Origin of the sequence: Paraburkholderia sp. GAS82, assembly GCF_050436285.1 — a bacterium.
Lineage (GTDB): Bacteria > Pseudomonadota > Gammaproteobacteria > Burkholderiales > Burkholderiaceae > Paraburkholderia > Paraburkholderia phenazinium_B.
Window position 1 is genome coordinate 508,996 of the sequence record NZ_JBNDLX010000005.1, and the last position, 20,009, is coordinate 529,004.

A 20,009-nucleotide genomic window follows, 5' to 3' on the forward strand; every position below is an offset into this window, starting at 1 on the left:
CTTCAGTGAATGCGAAAGTGACTCTCAAGTTCAACCCTTGGCCGGCGCAAGATCCTTGACGTCGGCGGGCTTCGCGGCCATCTGCAGATGCAGGCGTTCGCCGCTGTACGGCGAGTGTTGCCGCACCACATCCATGTCCAGTTCAACGCCAAGACCCGGCTCGCGTGACGGAATGATGTAGCCGTCTTCCCAGCGAATCGGTGTCTTCAATACTTCCGCATGGAATCCGCCCCACGTCCCAATGCTTTCCTGAATCAGGAAGTTCGGCGTGCAAGCCGCCAGTTGAATGCTCGCTGCGGCGCCCACCGGACCGTTGTAGAGATGCGGCGCGATCTGCGCGTAGTACACCTCAGCAATGCTCGCCACTTTCTTCGCTTCGAGCAAACCGCCTACGCGCGCCACGTTCAATTGCAGAATCGATGCCGCGCCCGCCTCGAGCAGCTTGAAGAACTCGTACTTTGTGGTCAGACGCTCGCCGGCCGCGATAGGAATGCTGGTGTGTTTGGCCACTTGCGCCATCGCGCCTTCTTGTCCCGGCGGCACCGGCTCTTCGAACCAGAGCGGATCGTATTTCTCGAGACGTTTGGCAAGACGGATAGCCGACGACGGCACCATTTGCCCATGTGTGCCGAACAGCAGATCGGCCTTGCTGCCCACCGCTTCGCGCACTCTGCGGCAAAACAGTTCGCAACGGTCCAGTACTTCTATCGACAACTGGTGACCGGAATACGCGGTGTACGGACCTGCCGGGTCGAACTTGACCGCCGTGAAGCCGCGTTTCACGTTCTGGACCGCGCATTCGGCCGCGAGATCGGGATCGTCGTAATCGTATTCGCCGTCGCGATTCTTCGGATACAGATAGGTGTACGAGCGAAGCCGTTCGTTGACCATGCCGCCCATCAGTTCGTAGACAGGCTTGCCGGCAGCCTTGCCGATGATGTCCCAGCAGGCCATCTCCAGGCCGCTGACGATGCCCATCATGGTCAGGTCGGGACGCTGCGTAAAGCCGCTCGAATAGGCTTCACGCCACAGCCGCTCGACGTGATGCGGATCTTTGTCGAGCAGATAGCGGCCGAACACATCGTCGATGAGATGGGTCATCGCATTCGGATGAAACGTCGCCGAATAGATTTCGCCGACGCCTTCAATCCCGCACGCCGTCTTCAGCTTGACGAAGATCCAGTACATGCCACCCAGATGCGGCGGCGGCACGGCGACGATATGCGTTTCGAGCGAGACAACTTTCATTTACAGACCTTCTTTCCTGTTAAGCATGTTTCTAAGTGCAAGAGCAGCGAAGCCGCCGAGCGCAGCGACTGCGGCTACATAACCAAAGTAGAGCTGGTACCCGAATACACCGGGATAGGTCTGCGTCAGATAGCCGTTGATAAGCGGCAGAAAGACGTCCGGCGAATAGCCGAGCACCGAGATCAAACCGATTGCCAGACCCATCGTTTCGACGGGCACATTGCAGCGATCGAGCAACGACCAGTACAAGCCGCGAATTGCGTAAGTCAGAATGCCGATGAACAACACGAGGAACACCAGCGCCACGTGACTGCCGATTCCGGGCGCAGCAACCAGTCCGAGCAGCGAGAGTGCGGCGAGGAACAGCGCGATCACCAGCACGGAGACCTTGGAAAAGCGGTCGCCGAGGAAACCGCCGCCAATGCCGCCGATAGGCCGCATCCACAGCTTGAGCGTGGTGATCGTGCCGGCCATCACCACGGAGAGGCCAATCGCGCCTTCATGCAAATAGGCCGAAAAGCTGTAGGTCGCCCAGAAGACCTGATAACCGCAGAACACAATGGCGGCCACCAGCCACAGTTCCGGAATCGAGGCGAGCGTTTTCAGGTCGACAAACACGTTACTGCGCCTGCGTGCGGCGGCGTGGTCCGCCGCGGCTTTGCTACCCTGCGGATCCTTCACGAGACCAAGCACAGCGCCGAGCACAATGCACAGAAACGCGTACATGTAGACCACCAGCTTGAAACCTGCCGCGACCGGTTCGCCACGCGTCTGCGTCATCCAGGCGAACAAGGTGATCGCAACGGTCGCCAGCAGCGCTTCGATCAGGCCACGGCCACCGTCGAGAAAACCGAAGAAGCGGCCTTGTTCATCTGCTCCGGCGATCATCGACACTCGCTTGATGACGGCAGCCCAGAACGTCAGACCGGTCGACAGACCCCAGCCGCCGAAGATGACCATCAGCAGATGAAACGACGGCGCGGTCGAATACCACAGACCCAGCGCGCCGGTTGCGACCAGTGAGAAACTGATGAGCATGCGCGGCGCGATACGGTCGGCGAGCCAGCCGCTCGGCAGATAGCTGAGCAGGAAGATCGTCCCAAGCGACGAGTAGAGATAGCCGAGCTGGCTGTCGGTGATATGGAACACCTCCAGCATGGTCGGCTGATACACCTGCCGCAAATAAAGAATGGGATAAATCGCGCCGGCGGCGATCACCAGCAGCAACAGTTGCACATAGCGCTGTGCAGCGTTTTTCCGCACGGCGGCTGCGTCGTGAGCAACCGACAGCGCGGCGTTGGATTGAACCGGTTGAGATGACACTGGGGTGCTCCTAAGAGACACACAAGGCCTGCAGCGCATTGCTGCCCCGGCTTTGTCGCATCTCCAATATCTTTGTTATGGTTGCAGCGTGCTTGCGCGAGACTGCAGGTTCAGAAAGGGCGCGCCGCTCTGTGCAGCGTGCCGGGTTTGAGTGTGTATCGAGCCTTTAGTACTTCATGACCACAAGGCGCGTTTGCGTAAATTCGAGCATGCCGTGCTTGCCATCGTCGCCGCCGAGGCCAGAGCGCTTCCAGCCCGCGTGGAAGCCCTGATACGGGTCGGCCGGCGTGCGGTTCACGTACAGCTCCCCCGCTTCGATGCCGTTGGCGATCTTCATCGCGGAACGATAGTTCTCGGTGTAAAGCACTGACGACAGACCGAACTGGTGATCGTTAGCCATCCCAAGCGCTTCGTCGAGCGTGCTGTATTTGACGACCGGCATGATCGGACCAAAGGTCTCTTCCTGGATGATCTCCATGTCCTGGCTGCAGTTCGAGAGCAACGTTGCCGGGTAAAAGAACCCGTTGCCGCCGGGCAACTCGCCACCCGTCTCGAGCCTGGCGCCCGCTTCCACGGCGCGCATGACCATTGCATGGATCGACTGACGCGACGCCTCGTTCACAAGCGGCCCCATGAGGGCGGCGTTTTCAGCGCGGTCGCCGATTTTCACCGCACTCATGTGCTGCCTGAGCAGCGCGACAAAGCGATCGTGCACGCTCTCGTGCACATAGACGCGTTCGATCGCCGTGCACAACTGGCCACAGTGTGTGGTCTTGGACGCCACCAGTTCGCGCGCGGCCTTTTCGAGGTCGGCGTCCGGTTCGACGATGGCGGGCGTTTTGCCGCCCAGTTCGAGCGACGGCTTGGCGATGTTCGCCTTGCAATATTCGAGCACCTTGCGCCCGGCACCGATGCTCCCCGTCAGCGTAATCATGCCGACCGCCGGATGCGTGCAGACGCCTTCCGCGGTGGCGTGACTCATGGCCAGAATGTTCACGACACCTGCCGGCAAACCAGCGCGTTCGACTGCCCTGGCAATTTCGAATGCCGAGATCGGCGTGTTGTTGCTTGGGCGCACCACGACCGTGTTGCCGGAGATCAGAGCAGGCGCGATCTTGCGCAGCAATGTGTAGACCGGATAGTTGAACGGAATCAGGCAGGCGACCACACCGATCGGCTCGCGATGCAGGACCAGATTCTCGTCGGGGGTATCGCTCGGAATGACTTCGCCTTCGATGCGGCGCGCCCATTCCGCGTGATAGTGGGTGATCTGAGCGGCGTAGATAGCTTCGTTGGTGGCATCCTCGACGCTCTTGCCGGACTCCAGCGCGAGCGCGGCGCCGATCGCCGGTGCACATTCCGTCAAGGCATCTGCAAGCTTGTGCAGATGGACCGCCCGCTCGGCGGCGGGCAGCTTACGCCAGCCTTTCTGCGCAATGGCGGCGGCGCCGACCGCGGCGATTGCTTCGTCTCTCGACGCAGCGGAGACCTGGGCAACCAGGGCGCCGGTAGCGGGGTTGTAGACGGAGATGAGGTCGCCGGTTGCGGGTTCGATGAACTGGCCGTTAGCAAAATTCCGCTCGAGTCGCATAGTCTTTACCAGGTGGCGTGGTGCGAAAAACACATTGCCGGCCGCGATGAATGGCACGCCGCCGGTGCATGGGCAGAATTCTTCTCCGCGTCGCGAGGACCGACAAGCGACTAATTCGAGCCACAAACATTCTAAAAACTCATGTTATGGTTCGAGGCCTGGTGTGAAACACGAGCAATTAAAATTCGAGGCCGGACCCGTCTGGAAACGCGGTCCAGGCCGATCACATCTGCCGTCAGAGGGAAACACAACTCATGTCCTCCCGCCGCAAATGGGAATTCGAGCTTTTCACGCACGCCGCCCCGGACGTATGCGCAGCGGTCACGCGGGCTATCGCAAGGGAGGACGTCCCCGCGATCGCCTCGATCATGTACCGCGCTTTTCAAGGCACCGTGGATGATGAAGGCATGCCGGAGGAGCGGGCCGCGCGGAAGGTCAACGCGATCATCGACGGCAAATATGGGCCGTTCATCGCAGCGGCGTCGCGTGTCGCCATCGTCGACGGCGAGTGTGCGGCGTTTTTGCTCGCGACCGATTACGAGCCGTACGGGATGCCGGTGATTGCAGCGATCGCTGTCGCACCGGAGTACCGCCGACGGCGATATGGCCGGCTTCTTCTGCAAGCGGCGACCCAGGCGCTTGCGACCCTGGGCTACTGCCGCTGTTGCGCCATGATCAGCCCCGGCAATGCCGCCTCCGAAGCCTTGTTCGTATCGATTGGGTTCAAAGAGGCGCAGCTGTCGTAAAGCGCCGATGACACCGGTTTATAGGCGGGTCGAGAACATGCGCCACCAGGCGCACCCAGAGCCGCTAGCCGAGGCGCAACAAGGATGCCTGACTAGCGAGCAAAGTTTGAAGTTCATTCGAATCGGGCCGAGTCCCCCAGTTTCGGGCGCCGGCCACTGACGCAATGGCGATCCACGAATTGGGTGGAAACCATTCCTGCACGACGGTTGTGCCCTGCAGAACACGAAGACGCCCCGTTTGCTCGCAATAGTCGGCGCACAGCTCCGTGCCGTCCAGTTGGGCAGTGACGAGGGGGTTACGCGTTCGCTGCATTGAGATCTCCCGCATAAAAGAACCTGGCGCGCGAGGGCGACGTACGACCCGTGCGCGATGCCGGTCGCGACGTACACGCGAGCGCGCACGACCTCGGTGATCGACCCATGACCGGGTGCTACCGGCGACACGGGCAGTGACGGGAGTCTATGAAGAGTTCGGATTTACAGGTGAAACGTGCATGCGAGATTGGTAACGTGAGGTTACCGATCGCGTCTCCAGGAGCGCGGGACTTGTCGGGGGCTCTCGACTTTTTTGCACCGTGCATCCAGTGATGAGGAGACCTCGTATATGAAGTGACGCGGCGCAATTTCTGCATCGCATTCTGGGAGAAATGAAATGAACAAGGCAATGCTGACTGTCGTTTTGACGGGAGTGGCTGCGGTTTCGTTTGGGGTGTCGGGTGTGGCGTTTGCCGGCAATGCGCATGGTGCCGCGACGGCGGGGATGACTTACCAGGGGGATCCGGTTTCCAGTCCCTGGACGACCAAGCCTGCGGGGTGGACTATGGGGCAGCGTGCAGACGCGGAGCCCGCAGTGGCCGGGGATACTTCTGAAAATGTAGTGGTGAGTCGCGCGCAGGTGGAGGCGCAATAAGAACTGAGGTTTGCTTTTGCCTGCGGCGCTTGACCGCGTTCCTGCGGAGCTGGCCTCTCCTTGCACTGCTATCGGTCTATCAGCTTCGCCCAGTGCGGAGCGGCAATTCAAAATAGTTAGAATACCTACACAGTTCGCAGGGGACGTTATGCCCGACGGCGTGGCGCGAAGCGCGACGCTGGAACGGATGAGCGCTGTGTCACTGACGGGTGTGATGCGAGGGCACAATGCGTGCGCGGACCACTCCGTGTTCACACAAGTGGTGGACACCTACAGGCTAGCGGTTGGAAGCCCGCTTTCTTTGCTTACTTTCTTTGCGGCGGCAAAGAAAGTAAGTGCCGCCCCGCACAGGGGCAAAGCTAATAGACCGATACCAATGCAAGGAAAGGCCAACACCGCGAGAAAACACCCAACCCAAGGCGCCGCAGGCAAAAACCCCCAACCCCCTACAACTCCGGCCTAACCAAATCCCCAGCAACAATCCCCTCACCCCGCACCTGCGCAGCAGCCAACGCCTCAACCTTGGTAACAAAAGGCCCAATCTCCCCCGCCCCGTCGAATGGAAACAACACCTTCCCATCGGTCTTGCGAACCACCTTCAAGACACCAAAAAACCGCCGATACCCGGCGAGTCGGGTCGAAGCCGAGACTTCGAAATCACTCTCGGACTTCGCTGGAACACTGGGAATGAATGCAGACTTGCTCATACGTCGAAACGAGGTGAATTAGGAAGCGCAAGCGCCCACGACCACGTACGGATCGCCGCAGGCACCCAAAGCAAACCAGCATTGTCGCAAATCTTCACGCACCGCGAGTGACACGAGCGCAATACCAGATCAATACGCTTCCCTGAACCACGGCCCCCACACCGCTCCATCGCCCTTCAACCGCGTATAGGTAGCGCTTTGCCCCGTCGGAAGCTCTGACGTGTCGCCCTGCGGCTTGGCGTCAGTGGTATGTAGCGCAAATGCCTGCCGCTCGTCCGTGTCCACAGTGACACGCCCAATCGGCTCCAGAACGTCGCTTTGCGCGGATTCCAGCAGCGCGAAGTAGGGGGTCAGACGGCCCCAAAACGATGTCAACTCTTCCTGCAAGTAATGTTTCATGTATTTCCTCGGGAGAGTGTGCACGCAGTTTACCCTACCCTGACATTACAGTTTCCCAACACTGGCTGGCTGGCATTTGTCCGATTTAAGCGACCTACAGAAACATCATGATTGGCAGGTTTGATATCAGCGTGGTACAAAGTCATTCTTCGCGTTCGGTCGCGGGGCGAAGACGCGGCACACGCGAACGCGACATTTAAATTGAATGGATTAAAAAATGGCAACCGGTATTGTGAAGTGGTTCAATGATGCAAAGGGTTTTGGTTTCATTACGCCTGACGGCGGCGGCGAAGATCTGTTCGCGCACTTCTCGGAAGTTCAGGGAAGCGGCTTCAAATCGCTGCAGGAAAACCAGAAGGTCAGCTTCGAAGTGAAGCAAGGCCCGAAGGGTAAGCAAGCGGCAAACATCACGCCGCTGTAACAGGCCGGGACGTTCGTCCCCCCCTGCTGCAAATGGCCCGCCTCGGCGGGCCATTTGCTTTTTTGGCAGCCCAGGCCGCCATAAGCGCCTTTATTGTGAGTTCACAGGCAATAAATACTTGATCGGATACCAAAGTCCGGTAAAACGTACCCGCGCATTTTCGCAAGCGATCAGAGCTTTAGCAGAGCCGTTTTCATCCAGTCGTGAACCGCCCGGCTCAACTCCTGTTGCGAAGTCTCGACAGAGGAAAACTCGGGACCCACGACGACCCGAATATGCCCTTTCCTGTCTGGCCAACCTTTTGCCGGCCAAACTTTTCCCGCGTTATGCACCACCGGTACCACCGGGGCACCGGTCGCACATGCCAGACGGATACCGCCCGAGGTCAGCCGAGGCGGCGCGTCGTGCGGCACACGGGTGCCCTCCGGAAAGATCACCACGACATCCCCCTTGGCGAGACGCTCGGCGCACTCTTGCGTGACCGCCTGATGAGCCTGACGTGGCGACCCGCGGTTCAGGCTCACCATATCGAGGCCACGCAGCACCCAGCCAAAGAACGGAATGCGCAACAGATCTTCCTTGAAGACGAAACTGATGCGCCGTGGAAACAGCGCGAGAAATGCCAGCGTCTCCCAAGTCGATTCGTGACGGCACAACAGAATCGACGGCCCATCCGGAAGATGCTCAAGCCCTTCCACCGAACAGGTCACGCCGGGTAGCCAACGCATCCATGCAACCATTGCACGACACCATTGCGCTGCCAGCCAGTAGCGTCCGGACCTTCCCGCGAAAGGAAACAACACGAGGATGAACGCGGAATAGACCGTGCCGCTGCCGAGCAGGCAGACAATGAAAAACCATTTGAGGAACTTGGAGCGCATGAAAAACCGAGTGAATAATGAATGGAGCCGGAATGTGTTGCGTCGCCGCCCGTCCAGATTGCGTGCGAGCCCAAACGCGCGTGTGTGATGTCGCGCGCGGTGGTGTCGTGACTGAAACCTCGACGGCAGGCCATGCAGGCTGGCGGCCGCAGAACCGGTAGCAAGCTAGTCTGACACAAATTAAATCCGAGCCCACGCCTCGCGCGCATTCATTTCGGCTCGGAACACCTTCAAGCCATGGCGGCTCCCGCCTGTAGCGAGCCACTGCATAACGCCACACGTCGCGCCCGGCTCCGTTGCAAAACCATTAAAAACACTTAATCCATGTGGCGACGCCAGGTTACCAGCCGTCGGCGATGATGACCCTGTGATCTGTCCGATGGTCCTCCATGCACGCATTGTCAGCAGTGCGAATGCAGGGTCGACTCGTGCCTCCTTCTTCGTAAACTGATAAGCCATGCCTAAAGTGCTCTCTGTGGAAGACGATGAATTGATGATTCACGAGATTGTGAGCTCGCTCTCGGAGTCTGGCTATGAGGTCGACGTCGCACGCTGCGGGCGCGATGGCATCGCCAAAATCATGGCGTTCCCCTACGATCTCGTCACACTGGATCGCACGCTCCCTGACCTCGATGGCTTGACGATTCTCACGACCATGCGCGACGTAGGCATCGATACGCCCGTACTGCTCGTCAGTTCCATGTCGAATGTCGACGAACGCGTCAGGGGCTTAAGGGCCGGTGGCGACGACTATCTAACCAAGCCGTTCGCGCGCGAAGAAATGGCCGCTCGCGCCGAGGTGCTCCTGCGGCGCAAAACTCCGCAGCGCACGGCTGAAACCAGCCTTCAGGTGAGCGAACTGAAATTCGATCTGCTCAAGCATAGGGCCAGTCATCACGGTGAGGTGCTCGACCTCCAGCCAACCGAACTCAAATTGCTCGAATACATGATGCGCCATTCGGGCCAGGTGCTCACGCGCACGATGATCTTCGAGGGCGTATGGGGTTGCCGCTTTGATCCGGGCACCAATCTGATCGATGTTCATGTGGGGCGTTTGCGCAAGAAGCTCGGCGCTGCGGGAGAAGACCCGCAAATCCGCACGGTTAGAGGCTCCGGTTACATTCTCGGCTAAACATAGCTGCCGATTAAAAATCTCTTCACTTTCATGCTCGCGTTGCGATAGGCCCACCGCTCTATTCTGCTTCTTACCGAGACGCACATTGCGTTGTGCGGTACAGCCCGGACCTAAACCATCTCGTCCTCATAGAGGAGCAGTCATGAAAGCCATCAAGATCGCAGCTCTGCTGGGTATTCTCGCAACCAGCTCGGCCTTTGCCCAAAGCAACCCCGCCACAGCCGCTACATCCAACAACGCCCCGAGCACCGTGGCAATGTCGAACGCCGCGCCGCAAGACGCCGGAACGTGGGTTCCGCCGTCCCAGGCGATTGCACCGAAGACCCGTGCCCAGGTGTACGGCGAACTCGTGCAAGCCGAAAAAGACGGTCAGCTGAACTACCTGAACACGGTCGTCTACGCCCATCCGTAAGCGCGTCGCGGGATGCCGGCGTGCACCGGCTGGCATCCCGCGATGCAATCCGGCTTCACCCGGTTTTGCACTTTCTTAACAAGGAATCCGCCATGAAAACCCTCATGCTGGCAGCGCTCATCGGCCTCGCCGCAAGCAGCAGCGCATTTGCCCAGACCAACACGGGAGCAAACGATCCGCATGCGGCATCGAGCGACTCCAGCTTCACCACCGCAGCAGCAACGCCTGATCAAGCCGGCCAGTGGGTCGCACCTTATGGTCAACCGGTTGCGGGACGAACCCGCGCACAGGTGTATCAGAGACTCGTCACAGCCGAGCAGGACGGGCAACTCGCATATCTGGACCGCACCGTATATGCCCATCATTGAGCAATACGCGCCGGATGACCGGCCCGCTTCAGTGGGCAGACCCACGTAACGCGAACAGGTCAATCCGGCCACCTTAATTCTACGAGATGTTCAGTTATCCTTGTGATGCCCGCTTCGTGCGGCGCCGGGCTGGCCGCTCCTTCTCCTGCCCACGCGGCTTTGCCGTTTAATGTTCAACGCGAAGCCAACTGATAGCCGTAGCGGCTAATCGTCTCGACCCTCGCTCTAAACTCATTCAGTTCCAGCTTGCGCCTCAGACGCGACACCACGAGGTTGACGCTGGAAGGATCGACATCCTCCTTGTCCGGCCATGCATAGCGGATCAGCTGATCTCTCGCGACCGGCGCATTCACCTGACGCAGCAGACATTCAATCAGCAGATACTCGCGCTTGGTCATCAGCACGCGCTTGCCGTCTTCGACCAGATCGCGCGTGAGTGGATCCAGTCTTAGCTGGATTAGCGTGGCCGACGGTTGAGCCGAGCGCGCCACCGATGCCCGGTGAAGCGCCAGCATGCGCTCCTGCATCTCCAGAAACGAATACGGTTGCACGAAACAGGCGTCGGCCCCCGCGCGCAGCACCCTGGCACGATCTTGCGAACTGCCGCTGGCAAGCGCGACGATTACGGCCGGCGCACGTGGCAGCCGCGCCAGTTCGGGTAGCGCGTCGAAGAGCGAGGTCATCAGCGTGACGCCTACAGCGGAAATGACAATCGCATCGAATTCCTCATGCGAGGCAAGATAGAGCGCATAGCGGAGATTGTCCGCTGCCTGGACGCTATGCGCGCTTTCCCTGAATGCCTTATGTAGGTAAACCGTCTCCGCTTCGGAGGAAGAAACCAGCAGGATTCTCATCTATCGTTATGACCTACTGCAAGTTGTGTGGCCAGCAATCGATTGTGATTGTCGTTCCCCGGTCTTCACCACCAATGCGCAGCTCGAAGTCATGCAGCCGGATGATTGCCGAAACGATGCCAAGTCCAAGACCGGTTCCCGGTACGTGACGTGTCTGCTCGACACGGTAAAAACGGTTTAGCACTGCGTTACGCTCGCTCACGGGAATACCGGGACCGTTATCGGCAATCACGAGTTGCGGCCCCGACTGGCTCGACCAGAGATCGACGCTCACCTCGCCGCCGTTGGGCGCGAATTTGATCGCATTGTCGAGCAGGTTACTGAATGCCTCGAACAACAAGGCGCGGTCAGCATGCAATGGTCCGACAGCTGCCGTGCTGGACTTCAGAGTGATCGACTTCTCTTCGGCAAGCGGTTCATAGAGCTCGCACAGCTCGTCGACCAGCGTTTGCAACGAAATCACGTCGAAGCCGCTGCGCCGTTGCAGCGCTCCGATCTCCGAAATACGTAGCATCGCCCCGAAACGTTCGAGAATCGAGTCGGCCTCGACGCGCGCGTTAGCGAGCAGCGAGTCGGCCGCGCTGTCGCCCGTGGCCCGGACCCGCTCGGCGAGGTTGGCCAACTGCAGACGCAAACGCACCAGCGGCGTACGCAGATCGTGCGCAATGCCATCGCACGCGCCTTTGACTTCATTCATGAGGCGCTCGACTTCATCGAGCATGTGATTGACCAGGTGACACAGCATGTCCAGTTCGTCACGACCGCCGGTCGGCAAACGTTGCGCGAGATCCCCGTTGGCGATGCGGGTAGTCACGCGCCGCATGTCCGCCACACGGCGCATCTGACGCAGGCTCAGCAACAGGCCGGTGGCAAGACTGAGTCCGAGACACAACACGCCGCCGACGATCAGCACTTTCGTCAGTTCCTCCCGCACATGCCGCACGTCGGACAGGTTGCGTCCTATGACCAGCTTGACGCCGTTGTCGCGGAGTTCCCCTATCACGCGCACCGTGGGCATCGACGCGTTATCCGGCAGCTCGATCGTGCGTCCCATACTGGTGCTATGGGATTCGCCCGCTTTGTCGAGCTTCAGCCCGGGTGGCATCGTGGCAATGTCCCCCGCGATCCGATGACCGTCCGGAGCGAATACGCCGTAGTAATTGGTGTGCCGGATTTCGCGCTCGAGCCTTTGGTTGATGACGGAGGCAAGCTGATCGTCGGACTTCGAATCGAAGTAACGCATCTGCCAGCGAATCCCACTATCGGCTTCGCGTTCCATCGCCGCACCCACCGAGTATTCGAGAAACCCCAGCAAGGCCACGAAACACAGGGTAAAAATCGCTGCGTACGCCGACAGCCATCTAAATGTAGTGGTATGCCAGCGCTGCCCGGAACGGCGCCTGGCAGCCGTCTCCTGTTTATCGCTGGAGATCGCCTTCCCCCGTACTTTGCCAAAATCCAGAGTGGACACGGTCATCGGCCCCTCACTTGTAGATTTGTTGAAAGCGTGGACTTGATGGACATCCTCGCGACGCTAGCGGTCAGAAGGAAAATGGATTGAGCGTAAGACCACATAGTGAACATCCGAAAGTCATGCGCGTTTTCTGCTATCGATGTCGAAAGCTTCAACATCGCCAAAAACATTACAATCAGGATTCCATAGCTTACAGATTCTGCTATATTTAATTTATGAGGCGTCTCGTCTACGCTTGCCACGACGCGCCTGCATCAGCGTCCATGCGAAGCGCGTCGCCAGACAAAGCCCTGCCAATCTCCTGTTGCGCGCCACCAGGATATGGTCATACTGGTTACAGTCCTGGCATCATAGCCCCGCACGAATAAATACCAGGCCGCACCAAGATGAAAAACCCGTCACGTTTGTACACATTGCATGAAACATCAATGCAAATTCTTTACATTGAGCCAACTGCAGGCCATCAAATGACTCACGGGAGATTGCGTCGAAGGCCACCTAAGCACCAAATGCCGCAACAATGAAAAAGGCACACGCCGGATTCCGGCGTGTGCCTTTTATGCTGAAGCTAAAGTGGGACGTCTTAGAAGCGATGCGTCATCGCGATGCGATACACCATCTGGTTGCCGCTCGACGACTCGCTCGGCGATCCGAGAATGTTCGCATAATCAAAGTCCTGGCCAGTCTTGCCATCAGCATGCTGGTACGCCCCCTGCACGTAAACCGAAGTGCGTGCACTCAGATCGTAGTCGAGCATCAGCGATAGCTGGTTCCAGTTCGGATCCGAACTGCCCGTCACCGTTGAAACGTGCGCGCGCGTAAACGTATAGGCTGCGCCCAGCCAGAAGTCATGCGCAAAGAAGTACTGGCCGTTGAGTTCGATATTGTCGAACTTCCATGAGTTTTGTGTTCCGGGAGCCGGTTGCGTAACGAAGTATGCGTTGGAGGTCGGATTGTAGATATCCACGTGCGAATAGGCCAGCGAGACAATCGCCTTGTCGGCGAACTTGTACGAAAAGGCCGCATCGATGTTTTGCTGCGAGCTTCCAGTGAACACCACTGTCGCGCTCGGCGCCGCGCCACCGGCAGTCGCACCGCCGTTGTCGGTCTTCATATAAGCGGCAACTGCAGTGACCGGGCCCATCTGGTACTGGACCGCTGCGCTGTATACGCGATTGTCGGCGAACCCGCCCGCCTCGTTGCTAAAACCGTACAAGGCCTCGCCGGTGAAGCCCGCAACCGTGGGCGACACATACTTGACCGAGTTCTGGATACGGTAATCCCAGTCCGCGTTGTCGTTGTCGTACGGGTGCGAACCAAGGTCGCCCTCCCAATTGCCGGCCGCGGTGAGAGCACTCCACATATCGACGGTCGGATCGTACTGACGGCCCATCGTGATGGTTCCGTACTGCGCCGACGACAGGCCAACGTAAGCCTGACGTCCGAACAGCAGACCGCCTTGCCCCATCGTGCCGGTGTTGGTATTGAAGCCGTTTTCCAAACGAAAGATTGCGCTCAGGCCGCCGCCAAGGTCTTCGCTGCCTTTCAGGCCAAAGCGGCTCCCGGCCGTGTCGCCGCTCACCATCTGGTAGCCACGGTTGCCGGCGGCGTTGGTGGTGAAATCGAAACCCTCATCGATGAGGCCATAAAGCGTGACACTGCTTTGAGCATGCGCGACATTACACAGCGCAAGTGCGGACAACAATCCGGCCAAACATGGTTTCTTCATTTGCCTTGTACCTGATGAGTGAGGTGAGAGAGTCTGTTTTTTCCTTTGCCCTTCTGCGCTCTGCGGCGCTGTCACTGCTGGTTGCGGCAGCAACATGAAAGTGCAAGCAAAGTTTAAGTAGCCACTTTTCTTGACGAGACGGCACTAAAGAAAGTCAGACTTTCAACAAACGCAAGTACGAAAGGCAGCCGCTCCATCGCCTTTGGTGGAGCGGTCTCGAGTTTCCTTTTTTGAAAAAAATGGCTCGTTTTAGGCGCGCAAGTGTCGTACGACTGCGACAACATCCGTCAAAACAAGCTTCCCGGCTATTGCCGGACACGGTCATGCGCTGCGGGTCGCTATGGCGTCGCCGAGTATTGCGCGGTCGCCACACCGTTCGAAGCCGTGCAGTCCCGTCGATATTCCGCGTTCAGCTTCTTCTGGGCGGCCATGAGATCGGACGGATAGTAGTTGTCGTTAGCGCTCGGGTCATAGCCGACCGCTTCAAGCTCCGATAACTCGTTCATCAATTGCTTATGCGTCACCTCGGTTTTGAGGCGCGTGAACGGATAGTCGTTGCATTGCTGCGGTGTCAGTCCGGGGGATGCCCAGCTAGCCGCGCTGACGGTCAGCAAAACCGCTGCCGCTATTGCCTTTTCGAAGTGTTTCATTTGTGCCCTCCAGGGTTAGAGCCATTGAGCAGGCCTAACGCGAGAAGGACGTTCTTACGTTGGCCTGCTAAACAAGGACCTGCAGGACAAAGTTAATCTTCCCAGCACGTAAACGCCGTTTCGCCAAGATGAAGAATGATTTAGTGTCAACACGTCTGGACATATGAAACATAGATAAGAAAATTATTTATCAGTTATCCATATTAATAAGCGCCGCTGCGGGCTGCGATTTCTTCGTTCGGCTATGGCAGGTCTGGACGTCATCGGCCGCGTAAAATGTTGCATTGCGGGCCGGTGACGCATCGCGGGCCGCCCGACTGTCCGTCGGAATCGACGCTGCCTCCATATGATGAGTTAGTTATAGCGCGCGCCTGCGGCGTGCCGGGCTGCCCCGTTTCGCTATAGGGCATGTCTGTCGCATCTTGCGCGGTCTCGTTCGCGTTCTGCTCCAGGATCGCGCGCCCTCGCGCCTGCATGTCCGGGCGAATCTCCTGCCCGTTTGCTACGCTGGCCGCCAGCAGCAGCCCTGCGCCAGCCAACGGCAACACGATAAGTGTTTTCATCTCGACACTCCTTGCATCCTCAAGCGGGCTCGCAGCATGTCACCGTGGCCCGCTACCCGACTAACGACGCCTGTCGCCCTCCTCATTGCCGGAAGCGACAATGCAGTGCAACAAACGGGCGTCTGAAGTGGTGGATGCCGGTCCCAGACGCAGAGAATGCCCGCACCGCACCTCCGTTATAGGTCAAGTTCGCAAGACGTCAACGGACCGTCCCGCCAGCGCACACTCCCGCAGTCCAAGGCCGTCACATTGTTTGTCGACCGCATGCTTCGGTGCGGCATGACATCTGCTGAGGTTATATTCTGATATGACACGTTTTCCCGTTCGCATTCATTCGTCATAGTGCTGGACCGCCGGAGAGGTAGATGGAGCAAGCGTATGTTCACCTGTTGCACCTGCTCGGCGGCCACGCGGGATGGACGTTGGCGGTGGTGTTCCTGGCGGCGTTTCTGGAGTCGGTCGCGGTCATCGGCACCTTCGTCCCCGGTAGCACGGCCATGTTTCTGGCCGGAGCGCTAGTCGGCACAGGTGCGCTCAACCTCGGCTGGCTGTTCGCCTGCGCGTTCGTCGGCGCCATCGCCGGCGACGGTCTTAGTTATTGGATCGGCCACCGCTACCGCAATACCCTCGTCCAACTCTGGCCGTTCCGCACGCATCCGCAGATCCTGCAGACCGGCCACCAGTATTTCACGCAGCACGGCGCACGCAGCGTGGTGTTTGCCCGTTTCATCGCACCGGTGCGCGCCATCGTGCCAGTCGTCGCAGGCATGCTGGGAATGAGCCCAACGCGCTTCTACGCGATGAACGCACTGTCTGCCGTATTGTGGGCACCCGCGCATATTCTGCCGGGGGTCGTGTTCGGCGCATCCCTGCAACTGGCCGGCGCCGTCTCGTTTCGTCTGGTGGCCGTCATCGCGATTCTCGCCGCCATCGGGTGGTTGAGCTTTCAGGCCATGCGCCACATCGTCTTGCGCGCGCGGGCATGGGCCAACGCATCGCGTCGCGAGCTGGTCGCATGGGCCCGTTGTCACAACGGACGTGCAGCAACTTTTCTGGTGCAGGTGCTGGACCCCCAGAGGCCGGCGATGGGTATCGTCGCCATCATCTCCGTACTGGTGCTGTTGTTCGCTGGGATATTCTTCGGCGTGTTTCAAGGCGTGTCCAATGGCGCCCCGCTGGTTCAGATCGACATGTCGGTGTATCGATTCCTGCAATCGATCCATTCTCCCTGGGCCGACTCGCTAATATCAGGCCTCGCCACGCTAGGCAGCCTCCCTACGCTGGGCGCCGTTGTGGCGACCGTTATCGTCTGGATGACATACGAACGGCGTTGGCTCGCCGTCGCCTACTGGTTGGCGGCAGTCGCCTTTTCGCAATTGCTGATCTTCGCCATCCAGTTGACGGTGCGGCAGGTGTCGCCCGTTTCCACCGGCTTCGAAGCGTATGCCTTCCCTAGCAATCACGTGGCGGCAAGCGCGATCGTCTACGGTTTTCTCGCCTTCCTGCTGTCACGTCGCGTCGGCAAAATCCAAGGGATCCTCGTGACGACGGTCAGCGCAGCGATCGTCGTGGCGGTAGCATTCGCAGGGCTCTACGTCGGGCGCTTCGCGTTTTCCGATGCGGTGGGCGGGGCGGCGTTCGCGGCGATCTGGGTCGCCGTCGTTGCATTGACCGCCGTGTGGCGCAACCCTGACATGCCCACTCCGCGCGAGTTTATGCCCGCTGTGATGTTGCTCGTGATCTGCGCCAGCGCGGCACCCCAGATAGGACTTCACCGTTTGAGCACCGCACCGCCCAGCGAACAGCACCCTCCTCTCGAGGTCGTCACCGAAGCGCAATGGACCGACACGCTCTGGAAAACTTTTGCCTGCTACCGCTCCGACATGACAGGCGACCGGCGCGAGCCGATCACCGTGCAATGGTCGGCCAACCGAGAGCAGATCGAATCGCAACTGGCCGACCGCGGCTGGATGGAGGGCACGCAACTCTCGGTGCGCTCCATCCTCTCGCTGGTGGCCCCCGACCCCGAGGCGACCGCGTTACCCGTTTTGCCAAAGCTCAACAACGGCGAGCCCTCGACACTCGTCTTTACCCGTGCCCGCGAAGCGCGCGACGAACGCGACGTCTTACGCTTCTGGCCCACCACGTATGCCGTGCAACGCAAAAGCGGTGGACCCTCCGCGCAGATCTGGCTAGGCTCGCTGGTCCATGAGCGGTTACGGCGCCCATCGTGGCCGTTCAATGTGCTACGCCCCGACCGGCAAATCGATCCGCTGATCGCCGTCGAAGGACCGAAAGGTCCATGGCGCGAACTTGAAGTCTCCAGCGACGCCGGATGCGAAGGCGTGCGCGTGACGCTGATCGATTCAAACGTAAAATAAAAGCGTGTTGACGCCTGCCCGGGCATCCGGCTTGCGCCTACAACATTCCACGAACGCGGATGCAGCAACGCTGCTGCTGCGCCCTCAGCCGTGACTTCAGGAGCCGCGCAATTGATAGAGTTTCCGCAATCGGAGATTTCGACGTGGGGTGGCGCGGTCGTCTTTCTAAACGTGTTTCTGACCCGTCTCGGCGTGCCTCTGCCCGCGGTGCCCGTCCTGCTCTTCGCCGGTACCGCGATCGCAAGCGGTGCCCTGTCGTTCTGGTACGTATTGCCGGCAGCGGTGCTCGGTGCGTTGCTCGGCGATGGTATCTGGTTCACGGCGGGACGCCTGTATGGCCAGCGGTTGATTAACGCGCTCTCGCGGCTATCGATGTCTGCTGGTGCACGCGTGCGGACTACGCGTTCCCTGTTTGAGCGCTTTGGCGCGCCGATTGTGTCGGTGTCCAAATTCATTCCGGGTCTTGCCCTCGCCACCCCGCCGTTGATGGGAACAACGCGTGTCGACCCAAAGATATTCGCCGCATGGGATCTGCTAGGCGCTGTGATATGGGCAACGTTCTGGCTGCTCGGCGGCGCCCTGTTCCAGAAGCAGTTGGGTCTGTTCGTGCTAGCAGTCAGGGCACATGGCACCACAGTGATCGATCTGGTGCTGGCGGCGTCGCTCCTCTACTTCGTGCTTCGCTGCATCCAGCGCTGGCGCTTTAGACGCTGGCTCAAGCAGGTTCGGATTACCCAGGAACAGTTTGAGGCAACCCTGCATTCGGAGTCGCCGCCGATCGTTCTGGACGCACGGCCGGCGTCCGCGGTGCAGGACGATACCCATCGCATTCCGGGCGCCCGGCGGCTCGACGCGACTTCGGCGGCCGACATCGAAGAGGCTTTACCGGGAAAGCACCGCGTGGTGTATTGCGTGTGTCAGGACGAGGACACAGCCATGCGCATCAGGTTGCATATGCGCCGTAAAGGGTTTACGCGGATTCGCGCGCTCAAGGGCGGGCTCGATTCCTGGGCACGCCGTGGCTACGCCTTCGACCCGTTTCCTTCACGAGCCAGCGCGGCCGCCCTGGCAGCACGGGTGGAGAGTTTGCGCTCGGAGACAGAGGCCGTCACGCTGCGCGGTGTCGCGCCAAGGCGAGAAAGTTCCGGTAAACCGTAGCCTCCCTGGTTGTGGATTGTCATTTTACTGTGGTACAAAGACGCGTCGCGCTCCGTCAACCGTGGCGGCACGACGCCAACACAACACGTCTTTTTTGGAAAACTCAGGAAAATGGCAACAGGTACAGTGAAGTGGTTTAACGATGCAAAGGGCTTTGGTTTCATTACGCCGGACGGCGGCGGCGAAGACCTGTTCGCGCATTTTTCTGAAGTCCAGGGAAGTGGCTTCAAATCGCTGCAGGAAAACCAGAAGGTCAGCTTCGAAGTGAAGCAAGGCCCGAAGGGCAAGCAAGCGGCTAACATCACGCCGCTGTAAGCAGCCGGAACTCGCGTTCCCGCAGAACATTGGCCCGCCTTGGCGGGCCAATGTCGTTTTCAGGCACGAACTGTTGAACGTATCAACAGACGTTGTTACGCAGCGACCGCGCTCGACGCAGCCTTTTTAGCTGCCGGCCGACCCCGTGACGCTTTCTTTGCCACCGGCTTTTTCACGCTTGCTTTCTTCTTCGCGGCGGATTTTTTCGCCGGGGCTTTCGCGGTCACGGCTTTCTTAGCTACGGTCTTCTTCGCGGCGGCTCGCTTGCCGGGCGCTTTCTTTGCGGCCGCTTTTTTCGCCGATACCTTCTTTGCCGCAGTCGTCGCTTTGCTAGCGCCGCTGCCGTTCAATGCGATCTCAGCTGCGCCGTCAATGAGGAAACGGGTACGGTCCTTCACGTCCTTGATCCAGGCGGGCGGCCGTGCGTGACCGCTCCACGTTGCGCCGGTTTTAGGATCACGATACTTCGGTGGGAGCTTGCCCTTGGCGCCGGCGGCAGTCTTCGCAACGCCATTGGAAAGACGGCGCCCCGCTGCTTTAGCTTCACGCCTCGCCTTGGCACGGGCTTCGATATCCGCAGTCGTCAAGCCGTGCTTGATCATCAGTTCGCGGATCTGGTCGACGGCCGCTTGCGCGCGTTTGGCAAGCAAAGCTTCGGCTTGCGCCTGGAGTTTTTTCATACGCGCTTGAATCTGCTCGAGAGTGGCCATACTGCCTCCTTACGTGTGGACGATGGTCGCACTA

General features: G+C 59.4%; 21 protein-coding genes. 9 read left to right on the forward strand and 12 right to left on the reverse strand.

Annotation, left to right across the window (positions count from 1 at the left end; all coding sequences use genetic code 11):
* Window positions 1-30: 30 nt before the first annotated feature.
* The 3 genes from P3T17_RS18745 to aldA form a co-directional block, all read right to left on the reverse strand.
* Window positions 31-1,248 (reverse strand): mandelate racemase/muconate lactonizing enzyme family protein, encoded by a 1,218-nt coding sequence (locus tag P3T17_RS18745; protein WP_074266306.1) that lies wholly within the window; start codon window positions 1,246-1,248, stop codon window positions 31-33.
* Window positions 1,249-2,571: an MFS transporter gene (locus tag P3T17_RS18750; RefSeq protein WP_429408443.1), complete on the reverse strand. Its 1,323-nt coding sequence runs from the start codon at window positions 2,569-2,571 to the stop codon at window positions 1,249-1,251.
* Between the two features lie 166 nt (window positions 2,572-2,737).
* A complete protein-coding gene (gene aldA / locus P3T17_RS18755) occupies window positions 2,738-4,162 on the reverse strand; it encodes an aldehyde dehydrogenase (protein ID WP_429408445.1) in 1,425 nt (474 codons plus the stop codon).
* Window positions 4,163-4,416: 254 nt separating this feature from the next.
* On the opposite strand from aldA, the gene P3T17_RS18760 reads away from it, so the two are divergent.
* Together P3T17_RS18760 and P3T17_RS18765 are read left to right on the forward strand one after the other, a co-directional pair.
* A complete protein-coding gene (locus tag P3T17_RS18760) occupies window positions 4,417-4,908 on the forward strand; it encodes a GNAT family N-acetyltransferase (RefSeq protein ID WP_429408447.1) in 492 nt (163 codons plus the stop codon).
* A gap of 652 nt (window positions 4,909-5,560) precedes the next feature.
* Window positions 5,561-5,818 carry a hypothetical protein gene (locus P3T17_RS18765; protein WP_429408448.1) on the forward strand — a complete coding sequence of 86 codons (258 nt, stop codon included), beginning with the start codon at window positions 5,561-5,563 and terminating at the stop codon, window positions 5,816-5,818.
* A gap of 446 nt (window positions 5,819-6,264) precedes the next feature.
* Here P3T17_RS18765 and P3T17_RS18770 read toward each other — a convergent pair whose 3' ends face one another.
* Window positions 6,265-6,525 carry a DUF6723 family protein gene (locus P3T17_RS18770; RefSeq protein WP_074266311.1) on the reverse strand — a complete coding sequence of 87 codons (261 nt, stop codon included), beginning with the start codon at window positions 6,523-6,525 and terminating at the stop codon, window positions 6,265-6,267.
* Window positions 6,526-6,654: 129 nt separating this feature from the next.
* Window positions 6,655-6,924 carry a hypothetical protein gene (locus tag P3T17_RS18775; RefSeq protein WP_074266312.1) on the reverse strand — a complete coding sequence of 90 codons (270 nt, stop codon included), beginning with the start codon at window positions 6,922-6,924 and terminating at the stop codon, window positions 6,655-6,657.
* Between the two features lie 217 nt (window positions 6,925-7,141).
* Here P3T17_RS18775 and P3T17_RS18780 point away from each other — a divergent pair, with 217 nt between their 5' ends.
* Window positions 7,142-7,345, forward strand: a complete 204-nt coding sequence (locus P3T17_RS18780; protein WP_074266313.1) for a cold-shock protein — start codon at window positions 7,142-7,144, stop codon at window positions 7,343-7,345.
* A gap of 170 nt (window positions 7,346-7,515) precedes the next feature.
* Here P3T17_RS18780 and P3T17_RS18785 read toward each other — a convergent pair whose 3' ends face one another.
* Entirely contained in the window at window positions 7,516-8,226 is a 711-nt protein-coding gene (locus P3T17_RS18785) for a lysophospholipid acyltransferase family protein (RefSeq protein WP_074266314.1), read from the reverse strand.
* 457 nt (window positions 8,227-8,683) lie between these two features.
* On the opposite strand from P3T17_RS18785, the gene P3T17_RS18790 reads away from it, so the two are divergent.
* The 3 genes from P3T17_RS18790 (at window position 8,684) to P3T17_RS18800 (ending at window position 10,141) form a co-directional block, all read left to right on the forward strand.
* Entirely contained in the window at window positions 8,684-9,358 is a 675-nt protein-coding gene (locus P3T17_RS18790) for a response regulator transcription factor (RefSeq protein ID WP_429286098.1), read from the forward strand.
* 145 nt (window positions 9,359-9,503) lie between these two features.
* Window positions 9,504-9,773, forward strand: a complete 270-nt coding sequence (locus P3T17_RS18795; protein WP_074266316.1) for a DUF4148 domain-containing protein — start codon at window positions 9,504-9,506, stop codon at window positions 9,771-9,773.
* A 92-nt stretch (window positions 9,774-9,865) separates the two neighbouring features.
* A complete protein-coding gene (locus tag P3T17_RS18800) occupies window positions 9,866-10,141 on the forward strand; it encodes a DUF4148 domain-containing protein (protein WP_429286099.1) in 276 nt (91 codons plus the stop codon).
* Between the two features lie 173 nt (window positions 10,142-10,314).
* Here the strand turns inward: P3T17_RS18800 and P3T17_RS18805 are convergent, their stop codons facing one another.
* The 5 genes from P3T17_RS18805 to P3T17_RS18825 all read right to left on the reverse strand — a co-directional run bounded on the left by P3T17_RS18805 (window position 10,315) and on the right by P3T17_RS18825 (window position 15,411).
* Window positions 10,315-10,995: a response regulator transcription factor gene (locus tag P3T17_RS18805; RefSeq protein ID WP_429286100.1), complete on the reverse strand. Its 681-nt coding sequence runs from the start codon at window positions 10,993-10,995 to the stop codon at window positions 10,315-10,317.
* A 13-nt stretch (window positions 10,996-11,008) separates the two neighbouring features.
* Window positions 11,009-12,472, reverse strand: coding sequence for a sensor histidine kinase (locus P3T17_RS18810; RefSeq protein WP_429408450.1), 1,464 nt, complete (start codon window positions 12,470-12,472; stop codon window positions 11,009-11,011).
* Window positions 12,473-13,052: 580 nt separating this feature from the next.
* Window positions 13,053-14,198: a porin gene (locus P3T17_RS18815; protein ID WP_074266319.1), complete on the reverse strand. Its 1,146-nt coding sequence runs from the start codon at window positions 14,196-14,198 to the stop codon at window positions 13,053-13,055.
* A 338-nt stretch (window positions 14,199-14,536) separates the two neighbouring features.
* On the reverse strand, window positions 14,537-14,848 hold the full coding sequence (locus P3T17_RS18820) for a DUF4148 domain-containing protein (protein WP_429408452.1): 312 nt from the start codon (window positions 14,846-14,848) through the stop codon (window positions 14,537-14,539).
* 260 nt (window positions 14,849-15,108) lie between these two features.
* Window positions 15,109-15,411: a hypothetical protein gene (locus P3T17_RS18825; RefSeq protein ID WP_429408454.1), complete on the reverse strand. Its 303-nt coding sequence runs from the start codon at window positions 15,409-15,411 to the stop codon at window positions 15,109-15,111.
* A gap of 365 nt (window positions 15,412-15,776) precedes the next feature.
* Here P3T17_RS18825 and P3T17_RS18830 point away from each other — a divergent pair, with 365 nt between their 5' ends.
* The 3 genes from P3T17_RS18830 (at window position 15,777) to P3T17_RS18840 (ending at window position 19,265) form a co-directional block, all read left to right on the forward strand.
* Window positions 15,777-17,792, forward strand: coding sequence for a bifunctional DedA family/phosphatase PAP2 family protein (locus P3T17_RS18830; RefSeq protein ID WP_074266322.1), 2,016 nt, complete (start codon window positions 15,777-15,779; stop codon window positions 17,790-17,792).
* 111 nt (window positions 17,793-17,903) lie between these two features.
* Window positions 17,904-18,950 carry a VTT domain-containing protein gene (locus tag P3T17_RS18835; protein ID WP_429408456.1) on the forward strand — a complete coding sequence of 349 codons (1,047 nt, stop codon included), beginning with the start codon at window positions 17,904-17,906 and terminating at the stop codon, window positions 18,948-18,950.
* Window positions 18,951-19,061: 111 nt separating this feature from the next.
* A complete protein-coding gene (locus P3T17_RS18840; protein WP_074266324.1) occupies window positions 19,062-19,265 on the forward strand; it encodes a cold-shock protein in 204 nt (67 codons plus the stop codon).
* Between the two features lie 95 nt (window positions 19,266-19,360).
* On the opposite strand, the gene P3T17_RS18845 is transcribed toward P3T17_RS18840, so the two are convergent.
* Window positions 19,361-19,975, reverse strand: a complete 615-nt coding sequence (locus P3T17_RS18845) for an H-NS family nucleoid-associated regulatory protein (RefSeq protein WP_429286105.1) — start codon at window positions 19,973-19,975, stop codon at window positions 19,361-19,363.
* Window positions 19,976-20,009: the final 34 nt, after the last annotated feature.